Source organism: Microbacterium sp. SORGH_AS_1204 (assembly GCF_030818935.1).
Lineage (GTDB): Bacteria > Actinomycetota > Actinomycetes > Actinomycetales > Microbacteriaceae > Microbacterium.
Genome location: NZ_JAUTBD010000001.1, coordinates 3,269,152 through 3,286,090 on the forward strand (window position 1 = coordinate 3,269,152; position 16,939 = coordinate 3,286,090).

The 16,939-nt window shown below is 72.7% G+C and carries 16 protein-coding genes; 11 read left to right on the plus strand and 5 right to left on the minus strand.

Annotated features, from left to right (window positions below; all coding sequences use genetic code 11):
- Window positions 1-44: 44 nt before the first annotated feature.
- The gene (locus tag QE410_RS15080; RefSeq protein ID WP_307333503.1) at window positions 45-1,322 is read right to left on the minus strand and encodes an ABC transporter substrate-binding protein; all 1,278 of its coding nucleotides are present in this window, start codon (window positions 1,320-1,322) and stop codon (window positions 45-47) included.
- Window positions 1,323-2,211: 889 nt separating this feature from the next.
- Between QE410_RS15080 and purS the strand changes: the two genes are divergently transcribed.
- From purS to QE410_RS15110, 6 genes are all read left to right on the plus strand, one after another.
- Window positions 2,212-2,460 (plus strand): phosphoribosylformylglycinamidine synthase subunit PurS, encoded by a 249-nt coding sequence (gene purS, locus QE410_RS15085; protein ID WP_307333504.1) that lies wholly within the window; start codon window positions 2,212-2,214, stop codon window positions 2,458-2,460.
- Complete coding sequence (gene purQ, locus QE410_RS15090; protein WP_307333505.1) at window positions 2,457-3,164, plus strand: phosphoribosylformylglycinamidine synthase subunit PurQ; 708 nt, start codon at window positions 2,457-2,459, stop codon at window positions 3,162-3,164. The genes purS and purQ overlap by 4 nt, the downstream gene beginning before the upstream one ends.
- 204 nt (window positions 3,165-3,368) lie before the next feature.
- Window positions 3,369-4,082 (plus strand): GntR family transcriptional regulator, encoded by a 714-nt coding sequence (locus tag QE410_RS15095; RefSeq protein WP_307333507.1) that lies wholly within the window; start codon window positions 3,369-3,371, stop codon window positions 4,080-4,082.
- Between the two features lie 102 nt (window positions 4,083-4,184).
- Window positions 4,185-4,679 (plus strand): ureidoglycolate lyase, encoded by a 495-nt coding sequence (locus QE410_RS15100; protein ID WP_307333510.1) that lies wholly within the window; start codon window positions 4,185-4,187, stop codon window positions 4,677-4,679.
- 2 nt (window positions 4,680-4,681) lie between these two features.
- Window positions 4,682-6,124 carry an FAD-dependent oxidoreductase gene (locus QE410_RS15105; protein ID WP_307333511.1) on the plus strand — a complete coding sequence of 481 codons (1,443 nt, stop codon included), beginning with the start codon at window positions 4,682-4,684 and terminating at the stop codon, window positions 6,122-6,124.
- 137 nt (window positions 6,125-6,261) lie between these two features.
- Window positions 6,262-7,191 carry a 2-hydroxyacid dehydrogenase gene (locus QE410_RS15110; RefSeq protein ID WP_307333512.1) on the plus strand — a complete coding sequence of 310 codons (930 nt, stop codon included), beginning with the start codon at window positions 6,262-6,264 and terminating at the stop codon, window positions 7,189-7,191.
- 130 nt (window positions 7,192-7,321) lie between these two features.
- Here the strand turns inward: QE410_RS15110 and QE410_RS15115 are convergent, their stop codons facing one another.
- On the minus strand, window positions 7,322-7,891 hold the full coding sequence (locus tag QE410_RS15115) for an NTP transferase domain-containing protein (protein WP_307333513.1): 570 nt from the start codon (window positions 7,889-7,891) through the stop codon (window positions 7,322-7,324).
- Window positions 7,892-7,942: 51 nt separating this feature from the next.
- Between QE410_RS15115 and QE410_RS15120 the strand changes: the two genes are divergently transcribed.
- From QE410_RS15120 to QE410_RS15135, 4 genes are read left to right on the plus strand one after another with little or no spacing between them, the layout of a single operon-like run.
- The gene (locus QE410_RS15120) at window positions 7,943-8,902 is read left to right on the plus strand and encodes an XdhC family protein (RefSeq protein WP_307333515.1); all 960 of its coding nucleotides are present in this window, start codon (window positions 7,943-7,945) and stop codon (window positions 8,900-8,902) included.
- Complete coding sequence (locus QE410_RS15125) at window positions 8,899-10,197, plus strand: amidohydrolase family protein (RefSeq protein ID WP_307333517.1); 1,299 nt, start codon at window positions 8,899-8,901, stop codon at window positions 10,195-10,197. The genes QE410_RS15120 and QE410_RS15125 overlap by 4 nt, the downstream gene beginning before the upstream one ends.
- On the plus strand, window positions 10,194-10,820 hold the full coding sequence (locus QE410_RS15130) for a helix-turn-helix domain-containing protein (RefSeq protein WP_307333519.1): 627 nt from the start codon (window positions 10,194-10,196) through the stop codon (window positions 10,818-10,820). Before QE410_RS15125 ends, QE410_RS15130 begins: the two co-directional genes overlap by 4 nt.
- Window positions 10,817-11,764 (plus strand): PDR/VanB family oxidoreductase, encoded by a 948-nt coding sequence (locus QE410_RS15135; RefSeq protein WP_307333520.1) that lies wholly within the window; start codon window positions 10,817-10,819, stop codon window positions 11,762-11,764. The genes QE410_RS15130 and QE410_RS15135 overlap by 4 nt, the downstream gene beginning before the upstream one ends.
- Here the strand turns inward: QE410_RS15135 and QE410_RS15140 are convergent.
- From QE410_RS15140 to QE410_RS15150, 3 genes are all read right to left on the minus strand, one after another.
- The gene (locus tag QE410_RS15140) at window positions 11,748-13,001 is read right to left on the minus strand and encodes an MFS transporter (RefSeq protein ID WP_307333522.1); all 1,254 of its coding nucleotides are present in this window, start codon (window positions 12,999-13,001) and stop codon (window positions 11,748-11,750) included. The genes QE410_RS15135 and QE410_RS15140 overlap by 17 nt on opposite strands.
- A gap of 142 nt (window positions 13,002-13,143) precedes the next feature.
- Window positions 13,144-14,163: a glycosyltransferase gene (locus QE410_RS15145; protein WP_307333524.1), complete on the minus strand. Its 1,020-nt coding sequence runs from the start codon at window positions 14,161-14,163 to the stop codon at window positions 13,144-13,146.
- Window positions 14,164-14,166: 3 nt separating this feature from the next.
- Window positions 14,167-15,399 carry a glycosyltransferase gene (locus tag QE410_RS15150; protein WP_307333526.1) on the minus strand — a complete coding sequence of 411 codons (1,233 nt, stop codon included), beginning with the start codon at window positions 15,397-15,399 and terminating at the stop codon, window positions 14,167-14,169.
- 241 nt (window positions 15,400-15,640) lie between these two features.
- On the opposite strand from QE410_RS15150, the gene QE410_RS15155 reads away from it, so the two are divergent.
- Window positions 15,641-16,828, plus strand: coding sequence for a glycosyltransferase (locus QE410_RS15155; protein ID WP_307333528.1), 1,188 nt, complete (start codon window positions 15,641-15,643; stop codon window positions 16,826-16,828).
- The last annotated feature ends 111 nt before the right edge of the window (window positions 16,829-16,939 follow it).

Here is a 16,939-nt window from a genome sequence, read left to right on the forward strand (position 1 = left end):
CTGCTGGGCGACGTTTCTCGACCCCTCACGCGAGAGGACGGTGGTCAGGACAGGGCGTCGACCTCGGATGCCCACTGCTGCCACGACGTCGCGGCATCCTGGGTTCCGTCTTCGACGCGCGTCAGGGCCTTCTGCATAGCGTCGTTGATCTGGAAGTAGAACTGGCCCTTGTAGGGCGACACCTTCACGGCCTGCGCGCGCTCGGAGAGCATCTCCCCGACGGGGGCGTCGTTGAAGTACGCGTTGGTGCTGCCGGTGAGGGCCGCGGCGCTCAGGGCGTCGGTCTGACTCGGGAAGGTGCCGGCGTTCTCGAACGCCTTGACCTGGGTCTCGGGGTCGGTCAGCCAGTCGGCGAGCTCCTGCGCGGCCTCGACGTTGGCGCCGTTGCCGGGGACGGTCAGGTACGACCCGCCCCAGTTGCCCGCGCCGCCGGGGAAGACGTTCGCGATGTCCCAGCCGGTGACCTCGGGCGCGTTGCCCTCGATGACGCCGAGCATCCAACCGGGGCAGAGCATGGTGGCGAAGGCGCCGTTCGAGAGCCCCGCGAACCAGTCGTCGGACCACTGCCCGAGGTGCGCCGACTGCGTGGCGCTGGCCTTCAGCACCTCGTCGTAGATGGCTTTGACCTCGGGGTTCTTCGTGGCGGTGATGCTGCCGTCGTCGGGGTTCTCGTAGGCCGCTTCGACCTGGTTGATCGCGCCCTGGTAGGTGCCGCCGGCGGAGTCGAAGAACGCCTTGCCGGTCGCGGCGACGTACTGGTCGCCGACCGAGAAGTACGTCGACCAGTCGCCCTCGAGCAGTTTCGCGACCTCTGCGCGGTCGGTGGGCAGGCCGGCCGCGGCGAACAGGTCGGAGCGGTAGCAGACACCCTCGGGGCCGATGTCGGTGCCGTAGCCGACGAGCTGACCCTCGGGGCTGGTGGCGGCCTCGACCTTGTAGTCGAGCCATCGGCTCTTGAGGTCGTCGGGCACCGGGGCGAGCAGGTCGGCGTACTCCATGACCTCGGGCAGCCAGTCGACCTCGATGGCCTCGATATCGGCGAGGCCGGTCTTGCCGAGCTTCTGGAAGTAGTTCTCCCGCGCCTCGTTGCTGGTCGCGGCCTTGTTGTGCACGATCTTCACGTTCGGGTGGGCGTCCATGTACTCCTGCAGGAGCGCATCGGTGTACCCGAAGTCGTTGAAGGTGGCGATGGTCAGGGTGACCTCGCCGTCGGAACCGCCCGAGGCGGACCCCCCGGCGCCCGAGCAGCCGGCGAGCACGAGGGCGGAGGTGGAGGCGACGGCGGCGACGAGCGCGGTCCGACGCAGGGCACGAGAATTCACGGTTCACTCCTTTGTGGTGGCTGTGGACCGGCGCGGCGGAGCCTCAGGCTTGGCTCCCATGGGAGCGCTCCCAGCCGGTCGGGACCGACTGTATGGGATCGCTCCCACGACGTCAAGAGAGCGCTCCCACGAGATTCGCCCACCTTTGGTCTGAGCGATAAACGCTTCTCGCGGGAGAAAACGCGGCGACGAGGCGTTTCTCCCCGTGGATCGCGTTTATCGCGGGGTTCCGGCAGACGCGAGCGCCTGGACCGGCGCGCGGGTGCGGTTTCTGCGATAAACGCTTCTCGCGGGAGCAAACGCGGGGATGGGGTGTTTCTCCTCGTGGATCGCGTTTATCGCGAGGTTTGCGGCAGACGCGAGGGCCCGGCCGGCACGGGGGCGCGGCCGGCACAAGGGCGCGGCCGGCACGAGGGCGTGGTCGGCACGGGGGCACGGCCGGCATGGGCGTGCGGTCTCTGCGATAAACGCTTCTCGCGGGAGCAAACGCGGGGACCGGGCGTTTCTCCCCGCGGATCGCGTTCATCGCGAGATCTGCGGCAGACGCGAGGGCACGGCGGGCACCAGGGTGCGGCCCGTACGGGGCGCGACCTCCGCGATAAACGCCTTTTGCGGGGGCAAACGCAGGGACGGGGCGTTTCTTCCTGCGAATCGCGTTTATCGCGGGGATGCGGCACACGCGGGCGCGGGCGGCGCGAGGCCCGGCCAGCGCGAGGGCGCGGCCGGCCCGGGCCGCGGTCGGCGGGGGCGGGGGCGGGGGCGCGGCCGCGGCCGCGGCCGGCGGGGGCGCGGGAGGGAGCGCGCGGGAGGCGCGCCCGCGGCGACGGTGGGCGAAGGCCCGCTCCCGTAGACTGGAGCCCACAACGCCACCCGACTCCCTGGAGCTGCAGTGCCCACCATCGTCGTCGACGTCATGCCCAAGGCCGAGCTTCTCGACCCGCAGGGAAAGGCCGTGGCCGGCGCCCTGTCGCGTCTCGGTGAGCACCGCTTCTCCGATGTCCGCATCGGCAAGCGCTTCGAGCTCACCGTCGACGGCGAGGTCGACGACGCGACCCTCGCCCGCGCGCGCGAGCTCGCCGATGAGATGCTCTCGAACGCCGTCATCGAAGACGTGGTGAACATCGAGGTCGTGGAGTGACCGCCCGCATCGGCGTCATCACCTTCCCGGGATCGCTCGACGACCGCGACGCACAGCGAGCGATCCGTCTCGCGGGCGGCGAGCCCGTCGCGCTCTGGCACGGCGAGCACGACCTCCGGGGCGTCGACGCCCTCGTGCTCCCCGGCGGGTTCAGCTACGGCGACTACCTGCGCGCGGGTGCCATCGCCGCATTCGCCCCGATCATGGCCGAGGTCAAAGACGCCGCCGCCAAGGGCATGCCCGTGCTCGGCATCTGCAACGGTTTCCAGATGCTCGTCGAGGCGCACCTGCTGCCCGGCGGTCTCATCCGCAACGCGCACCAGCAGTTCATCCGCCGCGACCAGCGCCTGCGCGTCGAAAACGCCTCGACCGCGTGGACGAGCGACTTCACCGAGGGCGACGAGATCGTCATCCCGCTGAAGAACGCCGACGGCGGCTACATCGCCGATGCCGAGACCCTGGCCCGCGTGAACGGCGAGGGCCTGGTGACCTTCCGCTACCTGGGCGTGAACCCCAACGGCTCGCTCGACGACATCGCGGGCCTGACCAACGAGCGCGGCAACGTCGTGGGCCTCATGCCCCACCCCGAGCACGCGGTCGAGCCCGGCTTCGGCCCCGGCACGAGCGCCGCGATGCGCTCGGGCGTCGACGGCCTGGGCTTCTTCACGTCGGCGATCGCCGCCGTGGTGGGCGCCGCGGCCTGACCCGTCGGGAGCATCGCCGCAGCCGGGTGCCGCATCCGCGAGCACCCGCTCTCCGGTGACGAGCGGAGGATCAGGGACCAGCGGAGGACCCTCGACGATCAAGCGCCCTCCCCTCACCCCTCGCCCTCCCCTCGACACCGAGGCCCGACGCCCGACGCCCGACGCCCGACGTCCGATGCGGCGGGCGCGCGGTAGCGTGAGACCGTGTCCGACAAGCGCGCCCCCGACCAGGACGCGCTCATCGACCGCATCCTGCAGCTCTGGCGGGCGGATGCCGAGACCCTCCCGTCCGAGCCGCGCCTGGCCGAGCTCACCGGCGCGAGCCGCAACTCGGTGCGCGAGGCGCTGATCCGCCTCGAGGAGCGCGGGTACGTGCACCGCACGCAGGGCGCGCGCACCTCGCCCAACCGGCGTCTGCCGGGGGTCGGCCGCCGCATCGACGAGCAGTTCGACCACTCCCTGTCGATCCGCGCCGCCGGCTACGAGCCCACCCTCGATGTCGTCGCGGCCGATCACGTGACCCTCCGCCCCGGCGGCGACCGCTACGACGACCTGCCCGACGGCACCGCGGTGCTGCGCACGCGCAAGATGTGGCGTGTCGACGGCGCCCCCTACGCCCTCGCCGAAGACCTCGTGCCCCTCGCCCGCGATGTCGAGCTCGACCCGCGCCGGCCGGTGTTCGATCTCGCCGAAGCCGCCAACGGCATCCGGGTCGCCTGGGAGACGATGTGGATCGACGCGATCGTCCTCGACGCGGAGCGCGCGGGAATCCTGGATGCCGAGACCGGCACGCCCGTGATCGAGATGACCTACTGCGGATACGGCGCCGACGACCGCATCGGGTACTGGTCGCGCGAGGTGCAGCTGGCCGCGCCTGCGGGGCTGCGCAATGCGCTGATCCGCCGCGTCCGCTCGTGACGCGTTTCGTCGGTGTAACCGCGTCGTGAACGTGTCGGACACGGTGTGGATCAACTTGTTGGACAAGCGTACGCTCGTGGCACCCGACGAAAGCGAGCCGCCGTGTCCGACACCCTCACCGTCCACGCCCTGACCTCCGAGGTCGTCACCCCCGCGGGCTTCGAGCCCTACGGTGTCGTGCTGACACCGATGGAGGACGGCACCCCGTTCACCGCCGAAGAGGCGGTGCTCGACGTGTCCAACGGCATCCCGCGCTTCTACCTCATGCACCTCGAAGACAAGCCGGCCGCGTTCGTGCGCGTCACGCGCCACCTCGAGACGACGCAGACGCTGATGGCGGTCGGCGATGTCGAGTGGACGATCGCCGTGGCTGCCCCCGGCATCGACGAGCCCGGTCTCGACGACCTGCGCGCCTTCCGCATCCCGCCGCGCACCGCCATCACGATGCGCAAGGGCACCTGGCACGCGGGACCCTTCTTCGCCGAGCCGAGCATGGACTTCGTCAACCTCGAACTCGACGACACCAACGTCGCCGACCACCACAACCACCGTCTCGACGACGCCCACGGTGTGCGTGTCGTGATCGACGCGGAGTGAGCATGCTCACCGTCCTTCCCGACGCGTCCGCCCGCCTCGCCGCGCTCGAACGCGAGGCGGCGCACCAGAGCGCCCTCAGCGCCGGCGACGGACGCCCGTGGGTCGCCGCGCGCGACGGCGTGCGGCCCGTCGTCATCGTCGGGGCCGGGCAGGCCGGTCTCGTCCTCGCCCGGGGTCTGCGCCGTCGCGGCATCGACGACGTGGTCGTGCTCGACGCCGCCCCCGCGGGCGCTGCGGGACCCTGGACCACCTACGCGCGCATGCACACGCTCCGCACGCCGAAAGACATCGCGTGGCCCACCTGGGGCACCCCCGCGGTCAGCCCCCGCGCCTGGTTCGAGGCCGTCTACGGCCCGGCGGCGTGGGACGACATCGACTACTTCCCCACCACCGCCTGGCAGGGCTTCCTGCAGTGGTACCGCGAGGTGTCCGACATCACCGTCGTCCCCTCCACCCGCGTCACGCGGCTGCTGACCACGACCGACGACGGGCCCCTGGAGCTGCACCTCGACGGCCCCGACGGACAGTGGCTGCTCCCCGCCCGTCACGTCGTGCTGGCCACCGGCATCGAGGGTGCCGGTGGTCGTCACATTCCGGCCCTCCTCGACGGGCTCCCCGCCGACCGCGTGCACCATACGCACGACGACATCGACTTCGCCGCTCTCGCGGGTCTGCGCATCGGCATCCTGGGCGCGGGAACCGGCGCGTTCGACAACGCCGCGACGGCTCTCGAGCACGGGGCGGCGGGCGTCGACGTGCACATGCGGCGCGCGGCGATGCCGCAGGTCAGCCCGTACCGCTGGATGGAGTTCGCCGGACTCATCGAGAACTACGGCTCGTTCACCGACGCGCAGAAATGGGCGTTCAACGTGCACCTCTCGGCCGTCGACCAGCCCGCCACGCAGAACGCCCTGTGGCGCGCCCACGCCTTCGACGGTTTCCGCTTCCTCACCTCGTCACCGTGGCAGCACGTCGAATGGACGGGCAGCGAGATCGCCGTGACGACGCCGCACGGCATCCACCGCTACGACGTCGTGCTCGCCGCGACGGGGATCGTCGCCGACCTCGCCCGCCGCCCCGAGCTGGCGACGGTGGCTCAGGATGCCGTGCTCTGGAGCGACCGCCTCTCCCCGGCCGATGCCGCGCAGAACCCCGGGCTGGCCGCTTTCCCGTACCTCGACGACGACTTCGGGCTCGTCGACCACCGGGGCGGGGAGGCGATGTCACGCATCCACATGTTCAACCACGGCGCGCGCATCAGCCAGGGCATGCTGAGCCACCAGATCCCCGGCCTCGTCGGGGGTGCGACGAAACTCGCCGCCGCGTTGTCGCGACGGCTGTTCCAGCGCGACTCCGCCGATCTGCTGGCGGAGTACCTGGCGTACGACGTGCCGGTGGGGGTGCACATCGGCCGGCGCGAGCCCGCCGCCGTTCCCCTCGGCTGAGACGCGCGCCCGCGGCATCCGCGGTCCGCCCCGGACGCGACGCGAGAGCCTGCCCATCGCACACGGCTCAGGCCGCGCGCGGAACACAGGGTCCGTTACCCGGTCCTCGCGGCGGGGACGCGGGTAGCGTGAAGCGGGTGACCACCGAGACCCCCCTCATCGTGTCCGTGCCCACCGCTCAGCTCCAGAGCGACCTGCAGCCCCTTCCCGAGGGCGTCGACGTGGTCGTCTGGGACATGAAGGATGCCGCCCCGCGCGAGCGTTTCGACATGGTCGTGCCGCCGTACATGTCGATGGACGGCGTGATCCAGGCTCTGTCGACGGTCGAGATCGGCCTGGTGCAGAGCCAGTCGATCGGCTACGACAACGTCGCGGGACGCCTGCCGGACGGCCTCGTCTTCGCGAACGCGTCGGGCGTGCACGAGACGGCGACGGCGGAGCTGGCCGTGACGCTCGCCCTCGCGGCGCAGCGCCGCCTGCCCGATCTCGTGCGCGCGCAGGACCGGGGCGAATGGATCGGCGGCAGCGCGACGGGTCTCGCCGACCAGCGGGTCACCCTGCTCGGCTTCGGCGGCGTCGGCCGGGCGATCGCCGCGCGTCTGAAGCCCTTCGAGGTGCAGCTGCGCGCGGTCGCCTCGCACGGTCGCCTGCAGGATGACGTCGAGGTCCTCCCTCTCGGCAGGCTCCACGACGTTCTCGCCGAGACCGACATCGTCATCGCCTCACTGCCGGGCGGCGACGCGACGCGCCATGTCATCGACGATGCGGCCCTGTCGGCACTGCCCGACGGCGCCCTCGTCGTCAACGTCGGTCGCGGGCCGCTCGTCGACACCGATGCGCTCGTGGCGCACGTGCGGCGCGGGCGCATCCGGGCGGCGCTGGACGTGACCGACCCCGAGCCCCTTCCCGCGGACCATCCGCTCTGGAGCCTCGAGGGCGTGCTCATCTCCCCGCACGTCGGAGGGGCGACGGATGCCATGCGTCCCCGCATCGCCCGCTTGCTCCGCCGTCAGATCGACCGCCTCCTTGCCGGCGAGGAGCCGCTGAACGTCGTGCTCGGGGGCTGACAGCAGGGGCGGTCCCCGTGCGGATCGTCGCCGCACGTCGGACGGGGGCCTCTCGTACACCCGGCGGATGGCGCGCTGTTCGCGCGGCCTCGACGGCTCGCGGCGGGAGGTGCGGTAATCGAGGCGTCGGTCAGCGCTCGTCGCGGTCGGCCCCCGACCACAGGTCCCCGCACTCGACGGCATCCGCCCCCGCCGCCACCAGGTAGGGCCGTGCACCGACGTCGCCGCGCGCCGACGCTGCGACGGCGCTCCAGTGATCACGCCCGATGAGCACCGGATGCCCCGGCGAGCCGTCGTAGACGGCGTAGGCCAGGGCGTCGGGCCCCGCACGGCGGGCGAGGCGTGCAACGGCTGAGGACGGGGCATCCGGGGTGTCGACGGGAAGCACCACGACCGCGGAAGCGGACCCGGACGCCGCCGCAGCGAGGCCCGCTCGCACGGAGGCTGCGATGCCCGTGCGCCAGTCGGCGACACGGACGACCGTCACTCCTGCGGGAAGGAGGGGCAGCGCCTCGTCGACCGCTGCGCCGAGCGTCACGAGGACCTCGCCGCACCCGCCTTCGTGAAGCGCGCGCACCGCGAGGGCGAGCCACGGCGTGCCGGCGGGTGTGCGCGCCAAGGCCTTCGGGCCGCCGAACCGGCGCCCGGCACCCGCGGCGAGCACCAGTCCGCAGGGGGCGTCGGAGGGGATGGCCGGCATGGTGACGACAGCGTAGCGCGCGCGAAACACGCCCCGACTACGGTCGTGGGCATGCTCGATCTGGCCGCCGACCTGGTGCCGCTGCTCGAGGCGGGCGAGCCCGTCGCGGCGGTGACGGTGACCCGTGTGGTGCGCAGCGCCCCGCGCGGGGTCGGAGCCACCCTCGCCGTCACGCGCGAGGCCCGGGTGATCGGCTCCATCTCGGGCGGCTGCGTCGAGCACGACGCCGTCATGCTGGGCCTCGACGCCCTGCGCACCGGCTCGGTGCGGCGCGCACGGTTCGGCTTCACCGACGACGGCGTCGTGACCCCGATCGCCGCGGGGCTCGCCTGTGGAGGAGCGGTCGATGTCGTGGCCTATCCCGTCGACCCGGCGCGGGTGCTGCCGGCGCTCACCGACGCCCGCGCAGGTCGGGAGGCGGCGGTGCACCTTGTTCTGGACGGCGGCGATCTGCACCTGCACCGCCCGTCGGCGCCCCGCCTCGTCATCCTGGGCGCCGGCGAGCACGCGGCCGCCCTCTGCCGGCTGGGAGCCGCGGCAGGCTTCGCGGTCACCGTCTGTGACGACTGGGCGCTGCTGGTCACCCCGGAACGCTTTCCCGATGCTTCCGAGCTCGTCGTCGGCGCTCCGCACGAGTACCTCGCCCGCCTGCGCGCGCCCGATGCCCGCACGGCCGTCTGCGTGCTGACCCACGACGAACGTCTCGACGTGCCCGCGCTCCGCGCCGCCCTGCGACTGCCCGTCGGCTTCGTCGGTGCGATGGGCGCGCGAGCCACCGTCGCCCGCCGCGCGCAGCTGCTGCGGGCGGCGGGAGTGACGGATGCCGAGCTCTCACGCCTGCACTCACCCCTCGGCCTCGATCTGGGCGGGGCGACACCGGAGGAGACTGCTCTGTCGGTGATCGCCGAGATCGTGGCGACCCGCAACGCCGCCGACGCGCGCCCCCTGCGCGAGTCCCGGCGCCCCGGCCTGCACCACGCCGCGGGCGCGTGCGCGGTGAGGACCGCGTGAGCGTTCTCGTGGTGCGCGGCGCGGTGGCCGTGGTCGACGGCGACGGACGCGTGCACACCGACGACGTCGTGAGCGTGGACGGGGTGATCGCCGAGACCGCCGATCTCACCGGCGCCATCGAGGTGGATGCCACGGGGTGCGTCGTCACCGCCGGACTCGTCAATGCTCACCACCACCTGCTGCAGACGGCGTTCCGGACGCTGCCGGGCACTCGCGGCATCCCGATGCGCGACTGGCTGCCGGCGATGGCCTCCGCCTATGCGGCCGCCGGCGTCGACGCGGAGCTGACCGGCCTCGCCGCGCGCGCCGGGCTCGCCGAGGCCCTGCTCAGCGGCGTCACCACGGTCGCCGACCACCACCTCACCTGGCCGAGCGGCGCCGACACGGTCGGCATGGCCCGGGCCGCGGCCGATGCCGCCGCGACGCTCGGCGCGCGCCTGGTGTTCGTGCGGGGCGCCGCGCGCGACGACCCGCAGGAGGCCGCCGCGTCGGCCGACGCCATCGTGCGGGCACTGCTCCCCGGCATCCACGGGGGCGTCTCGGACGACGGCATGCTGCAGATCGCCGTGGGGCCCGCGGGCGTGCACAGCGACCCGCGTGCGACGTTCGAGCTGCTGGGCGAGGTCGCGCAGCGACACGGCCTGCGCCGGCGGACGCAGGCGAACGAGGTCGTCGACGTCGAGATCGCCCTCGCGCGCTACGGCGCACGGCCCCTCGACCTGCTCGAGGAGTGGGGCTGGCTCGCGCCCGACGTCACCCTCGCCCACCTCTGCGATGTCACCGACGACGAGATCGCCCGCCTCGCGGCATCCGGCGTCTCCGCCACCCACGCCCCCGGCTGCGACGTGCCGATGGGGTGGGGGGTCGCGCCGGTGCGGCGGCTGCGCGACGCCGGCCTGGCCGTAGGCCTGGGAACCAGCGGCGGCGGCAGCAACGACGCGGGGCACCTGCTGGCCGACGCGCGCCTGGCGATGCAGGTCTCAGCGCTCGTGGGGCCGCAGCTGCCGGCATCCGAGGTCCTCCACATGGCCACCGCCGGGTCCGCCGACGGACTGGGCCGCCCCGAGCTCGGACGCCTCACCCCCGGGTCGGCCGCCGACCTGTGCCTGTGGGACGTCTCCGGCGTCGCCGATGCCGGTGTCGCCGATCCGGTCGCCGGTCTTCTCTGGGCCGCCCCCGGCCGCCGGCCGCGCACCGTCGTCGTCGGCGGACGCGTCGTCGTCGACGAGGGCCGACTGATCACCGCCGACGAGGGCGAGATCGTCGCCCATTTGTACGAGAGAGTGCGACGATGACCACCATGGCCCCCGCGATCGATGTCGACGACGTCCCCTCCGGCGACGAACTGCTCGGCGCCCACCTGCGGGGCCTGCGCAAGGCCCGCGGACTGACGCTCACCCAGCTCGCCGAAGCGGCGACGCTGTCGCATCCCTTCCTCAGCCAGCTCGAGCGCGGCCTCGCCCGTCCCAGCATGGCGAGCCTGGAACGCCTCGCCCGGGCGCTCGGCACCAGCCGTGTGGAGCTCATCGCGGCCTCGGAACCCCCGCGCACCGACCAGGACGCGCGCCCGTCGTTCGTCGCCGCCGACGGCGGTGTGATCGGTCCCTACGCCGAGGGCACCGCTCGGCTGCTCGCCACCGGTCCGCGACGGTTCGAGCCGCTGGAGTTCACCGGTTCGAACGCCGAACCGGGCGACCACTACGTGCACGAGGAAGACGAGTTCCTCACCGTGCTCGAGGGCTCGATCGTCATCTCGTTCGGGGTCTACGGCGAGCGCACCCTGCACGTCGGCGACTCCGTCTATTGCCGCTCGGGCACGCCGCACCGCTGGCATTCCCCCGACGGCACGACCTACCGCCTGCTCATCGTGAAAGACATCGTGCACGGCACCGGCGACCACGACGGGGCCGGCGCATGAGCGGGGGTGTCACGTTCGAGACCGTCGTGCGCGCGCGTCGCGACGCCGCGGAGGGAATCGTGCTGCTCGACCTCGAGCGCACGACGGGCACGCTGCCGCACTGGTCGCCCGGGGCGCACATCGACGTCGTGCTGCCGGGCGGCCTCGAGCGGCAGTACTCGCTCTGCGGCTCGGTCTCCGATCGCGGCACGTGGCGCATCGGCGTGCTGCGTGAGCGCGAGGGATCGGTCTGGCTGCACGACAACGCCGTCGAGGGCGCGACGCTGCGCGTGCGGGGGCCGGCGAACCACTTCCTCTTCGCGCCCACCGCCGGGCGGTCGTACGTGTTCGTGGCCGGGGGCATCGGCATCACTCCGATCGTGCCGATGATCGACGCCGCCGAAGCCGCGGGCGCGACCTGGACGCTGCTGTACGCCGGGCGTTCGCGGGCGACGATGGCCTTCGTCGATGATCTGGTCGCGCGGTACGGCGAGCGGGTCGAGGTGTATGCCGCCGACGAGGGGCGACGCCTCGACCTCCCCACGCGCTTCGCCACCCCGGTCGCTCGCACCGTCGTCTACTCGTGCGGTCCCGCGCGCCTGATCGAAGGGCTCGAGGATGCCATGGCCGCCTGGCCCGCGGGGAGCCTGCACCTCGAGCGGTTCGAGGCGAAAGTACTGGGCCCGCCGGTGTGGGCGGAGCCGTTCGAGGTCGACCTCATGCTGTCGGGCGTGACCGTGACCGTGCCGCCTGAGCGTTCGGTGCTCGACGCGGTCGAGGAGGCCGGCGCCATCGTGCCCTCGAGCTGCCGCGTCGGCACGTGCGGCACCTGCGAGGTCGCCATCGTCGACGGCGAGGTCGAGCACCGCGACTCGGTGCTGTCGCCGGAGGAGCAGGCCGCGAACCGCACCATGATGGTGTGCGTGTCGCGGGCCGCGTGCGAGCGGATCACGCTGGAGCTGTAGGTCCCTTCCGTCCGGCGGATGCCGCGAGGGGCGGTGCCAGGATCGCGGCGACGACGAGCGGGGCGGCGAGGAAGAGCCACGCGGCCGCCGGGGCGGCGGGCCAGCCGAGCAGAGCCCCGACGACGATGTTGCCGACGAGCACGGCGACGCCGCCGCAGGTCGACAGCAGACCGAAGAACGACCCGGTGGGACATGCACCCGCGAACCGCGGGACGAGGCCCTGCGCGGTGGGGTTCGTCGTGAGATGCCCGAGGATCACGAGCCCGGCGGCGACGAACACCGCCACGATCTGCGCGGCGGCGACGAGCGGGAGCACCGCGGACGCGGCGATCACGGCGAAGCCGGCGGCCGAGACCCCGTATCCGGCCCGCAGCGCACGCGCGGCGCCGATTCGGAGGCACCACCGCGACACCGGCAGCTGCAGCACGAGTGTCAGGGCCGACACCCATGCGAACATCAGCGCCACCAGGCCCGCGCCCCCGTCAGCGCGACTGAGCTGCAGCGGCAACGCCAGATAGAGCTGATTGAAGGCGAGCAGGTCGGCGGCGTGCACGGCCGAGAAGCCGACGAATCGGCGATCGCGCAGCGACCACCACCGGCCATGGATGCCGAGTGTCGGTGCGGAAGCCGCTCGCCGAGGGAGCGCGACGGCGAGGAACACGCCGATGAGCACGAAGAACGCGGCACCCGCGAAGGCCACCACCACGAAGCCCCACCCCAGCAGCGCCGCCCCGGCGAGCGGACCGATGACCGCCCCGAGCTCGCCGGCCACGCTCAGCCATGCGAATAGCGAGGCGCGGGAGCCGGATCGGGCGGGGGCGCGGCGCTGCTCGGCATCCGCCACGAGCACGTTGATGCCCGGCGAGAACAGTGCCCCGCCCAGTCCCGTCAGCACCGTTCCGGCGACGAACGCCGCGAGCTGCGGCGTCGGCGCGAGCAACGACAGGGCCAGGGTGGCGAAGCCGAGCACGCGCACCGCGCAGCCGGTGAGGATCGTGCGTCGCGCGCCGAAGCGATCGACGAGCACCCCGCCCACGAGGAACATGCCCTGCTGCGCGAACGTGCGTACCCCCAGCACCAGACCGACCGCGGCCGCGGCGAGTGCGAAGTCGTCGCTGAGCACGAGCGCGAGGAAGGGGACGACGGCGAAGAAACCGACGTTGAACAGCAACTGCGTGGCGAGCAGCACCGGCGTGGGTGCGCCGGCGCCGGACGCGATGTCAGCCGGGCGCGACACGGACAGGGGGTCTCCGGAAGGGCGGGGGCGGGCGGGGGAGGGCGACGAAGAGCCCCCGACGATCCTCGCACCCCCGCCCCGTCGCGCCGCGACGGGTCGCGTCCAGAATTCACTCGTCAGATCGTCAGAATGCTGCGTGCCTTCACCCCGAGAGCTCGACGCGTCGACCCAGCCGCCCCGCCCACGCGTCCGCCGCCGCACGTCCCAGCACCCTCAGCTTCTGCGGCCGCCGCGTCACCGCCAGGCATACGAGGCACAGCGTCCAGAAGAGTGCCGCATTCGTCCACCGCGCGAGAGAGTGGCGTCGACCCGTCTGCAGTTCCCGGTGGATGCGATTGCGGATCGAGTAGTACAGCAGGGCGTCATCGGTGGAGCGGAACATCGCGAGCACCTCGAAGCCCGGCGGCATCCACCGTTCTCCCCGGGGGTCCACCACGACCGCTTCAGCAGACAGGCGGATGCAGCCCCCGGCGCGCACGATCCGCGACGTGTACTCGAGGTCGTCGCCGTAGAGGACGAGGTCGGCGTCGGGCAGGCCGATCCGCCGCAGCACGTCGAGACGGACGAGCAGTCCGCCGTACGGTGCATACGTCATCGCAGCCGCCTCGCGCGGCGCCCGCGGGCGCCGCAGCCCGAGGCGCTCGAGCGCGCGGCGAGCGAACAACGCGACCTCCACGCCGGCGAAGGATCGGTCTTCGCGGGGCTGCTCCCGTGCCTGTTCCGCCCGGCGCGCTTCAGCGATCTCGCGGGGATCGTCGCTGGGCGCCCGGGTCGGCGCGACGGCGCACAGATCGTTTCCGTCGGCGCGCAGCGCGCGCTCCTCCCGGAGCAGGACCGCCAGCGCGTCACCGTGCGGCACATTGTCGTCGTCGAGCAGCCAGAGATAGTCGGCATCCGACTCCAGCGCACGCTGGATCGCGAACCCGAAGGCCGGCGCGGAACCCTCGTTGCGCGCCAGACGGTGGTAGCGCACCACGGGTTCGTGTGTGCGCGCATACGCCTCGAGGTCACCCCGCGCGTCGTCGACCGACCCGTTATCGACCACGACGACGGCGACGACCCCGGCGGCGCGCATCGCGCCGACCGTGGCAAGACAGGATGCCGCACGAGAGCCGTAGGTGACCGTGGCGCCGATGACGCGGGGAGGAGAGGAGACTGACATGGCTCACCTTTCGACAAGAGCATTCGCGGGGCCGTAGATGTCCGCCAGGGTGCGCAGAAATCGGTCGGCGGAGAATTCCTCGACGGCGACGCGTCGGACGGCGGCGGCCTGACGCCGGGCAGCGGACGGGTCGTCTAGGACGACGCAGACCGCATCCGCCAGGGAGTCCGCCTCGTCGGCGACCGCGAACACCGACAGGGAGTCGTCCACGATTCCCTCGACCCCGATCGACGTCGACACCACGGGCACACCGCGCACCATGGCATCCACCGTCTTGAACTTCACCCCCGCCCCCGCCCGGAGTGGGACCAGCGCCAGGGCCGCACCGGCGTAGAACGGCTCGAGCGACTCGACACGGCCGGTCACCTTCAGGGCCTCGGGCCGGCGCGAGCTCTCACGCACCATCTCGGAGGTGGGATGGGCTCCGGCGAAGACGAAGACCGCGTCGGGATGCCGGCGACGCACACGCGGAGCGATCTCGCGCATGATCCACAGCGCCGCGTCGGCATTGACGGAACGATCGAAGGCGCCGACGAACAGCACCGAGCCACCGGGAGAAGCCGAGGCCGACGGCGACGGCGTCGCGAGCGGATCGGCCAGGGGCGGTCGCACGACGCGGACCCTCGCGGAACGCGACGCGCGCCGGACGATCGTGGCATCCTTCTCGCTGAACACCAGTACCGCGTCGGCGTCGGCGTAGACCCGGCGCTCATCACGGCGCACGGTCAGCAGCCGGCAGCGGGCCACCAGCGCACGAGGATGCCAGCGCGCGCCACCGGCGGCGACCGAGCGCTCCGCCGTCTGCAGCAGGACGTCGTGGGCGAAGACGATCCGGCGCGCCCGCGTCGTGATCCCGCGGCCGAGCCATCCCGTCTCCGTCCACTGGAACTCGATCACGTCGGCCGTGAAGAAGCGGGCGTGCACCTCGGCGGACGAGGCGAACGCCCGCCGCAGCCGGCCCACGGGCCGAACGGGGAAGAACCTCTGCTGCTGACGCTCGACGATCGCACCCATGCGACGCAGCCCGCGGGCCGGCTCGGGAACGTCGACGAGGACGCAGGCGAACTCCCCCTCCATGCTGGTCGCGGCCGCGCGGTTCTCGACCGTGGCGGGGGCGACGACGGTGACCTCGTTCCCCAGCGCTCGCAGCGCTCGGACGTGACGGAGGAAGTACTGCCCTCCGGCGTGCGGGATCCCATCGAACGGCACGACGGGGGCGATGCTGACGATCTGCACGTGCTTCCTCCCCGTCGACGTGAGCGGACGACGACGCACCCCCACTCTCCGGGTGACGATCGTTCACGCCGCATCCCGACCTCTTCACCCCGACACGGGTGAAAAAGGCGCCGTCCGGTTCTCCACCGCGAGGTGAGCCTTTCGACCGAGGACGCGGAGGGGACCGGGGCGTCGTAGGGCGACCTCACGAGCGCACGTAATGTTCGGCCGGGTCGAATGCCCGCGCGAGAAGGGACCCTCGATGGAGATCACCCACGTGCAGAGCAGCTTCGTCGCCCCCCTCGGCGGCGCCGAATCGTACATCCTGGCCCTCGCGACCGAGCAGGTGCGCCGAGGTGACGATGTCGAGATCGTCACGGGATGGACAGACCCCCGCACGGTCGAGCGGGCGCGCCGCGCCGGCATCCGCGTGCGCACGGTGCAGGTGCATCGGCCCTACCGCCCCGACCAGCACGGCGGCGGCGCCGTCGCCAAGGTCGTGTTCCACGCGCTCGACCTCATGGGCGCCGTGACACCGGCCCCGCTCGACCTCGATGTCCAGGAGCCGGGTCGGATTACCCACGTTCACCGGTTCCAGGGCCTGGGTGCCCAGGTCTTACGCGCACGACGCTCGCCGGTGGTCCACACGGCGCACGATTACTGTCTCGTCGACACGACCTCGACGACCATCCGCGACGGCCGCGAGCCCGACGGCCTCGGGCCGGTGCAACGGCTCCGCGCGCGGACGATCTGGTCGGCCGCTCGGCGCGCGAGCATCCTCGTCTTCCCGAGCGAGCGCACACTGGCGCGCCATCGTGCTCTCGGGATGCCGAACGACGGGGTCGCGCAGCGCGTGCTCCCGCACGGGTGGCCGGCCCCTGCCCCTGTGGCCCCAGCGGCCGAGGGGTCAGCCCGCCCGCGGTTCGTCTTCCTCGGGAAGCTGCAGGCCGCCAAGGGCGTCGCGCTCCTGCTGGAGGCATGGCCGCTCATCGGCGTGGATGCCGAACTCGTCGTCGCCGGCGACGGCCCGGAACGGCCGGCGGTGGAGCGCGCCGCCGCAGCCGGTCATCTCACCTACGTCGGCTGGCTCGACGGCCCCGCCAAGGCCGCCCTCATCGCCTCGGCGACGGCTCTCGTCTTCCCGTCGCTCTGGCCGGAGACCTTCGGCCTCGTCATCGCCGAGAGTCTCCTCTCGGGGCGCCCGGTGGTCGCGACCCCGCAGGCGGCGGGCTCGTTCGTGCGCGATGGCGAGAACGGACTCGTGACGTCGGGAGCGAGCCCGGCGGCCCTCGCCGAGACGTTGCGGCGTCTCGCCCTCGACGAGGCGCTGCGCGATCGGCTGGCACGAGGGGCCGCGGACAGCGCGCTCGCTCTCGATTTCGGAACGCACGTCGACCGGATCGCCGAGGTCTACGCCGACGCCCGGGAGATCTTCGCGCGCAGGCGCTGAGCGCGTGGGAGGGCGGCGACAGCGCCGGATCGAGCGCTCGCCGACCGTGGCTCGGCGCACGGCCGCCGAATGTCCGCTGTGTCGGCACCTGCGCGGGCGCCGCGCCGGCGG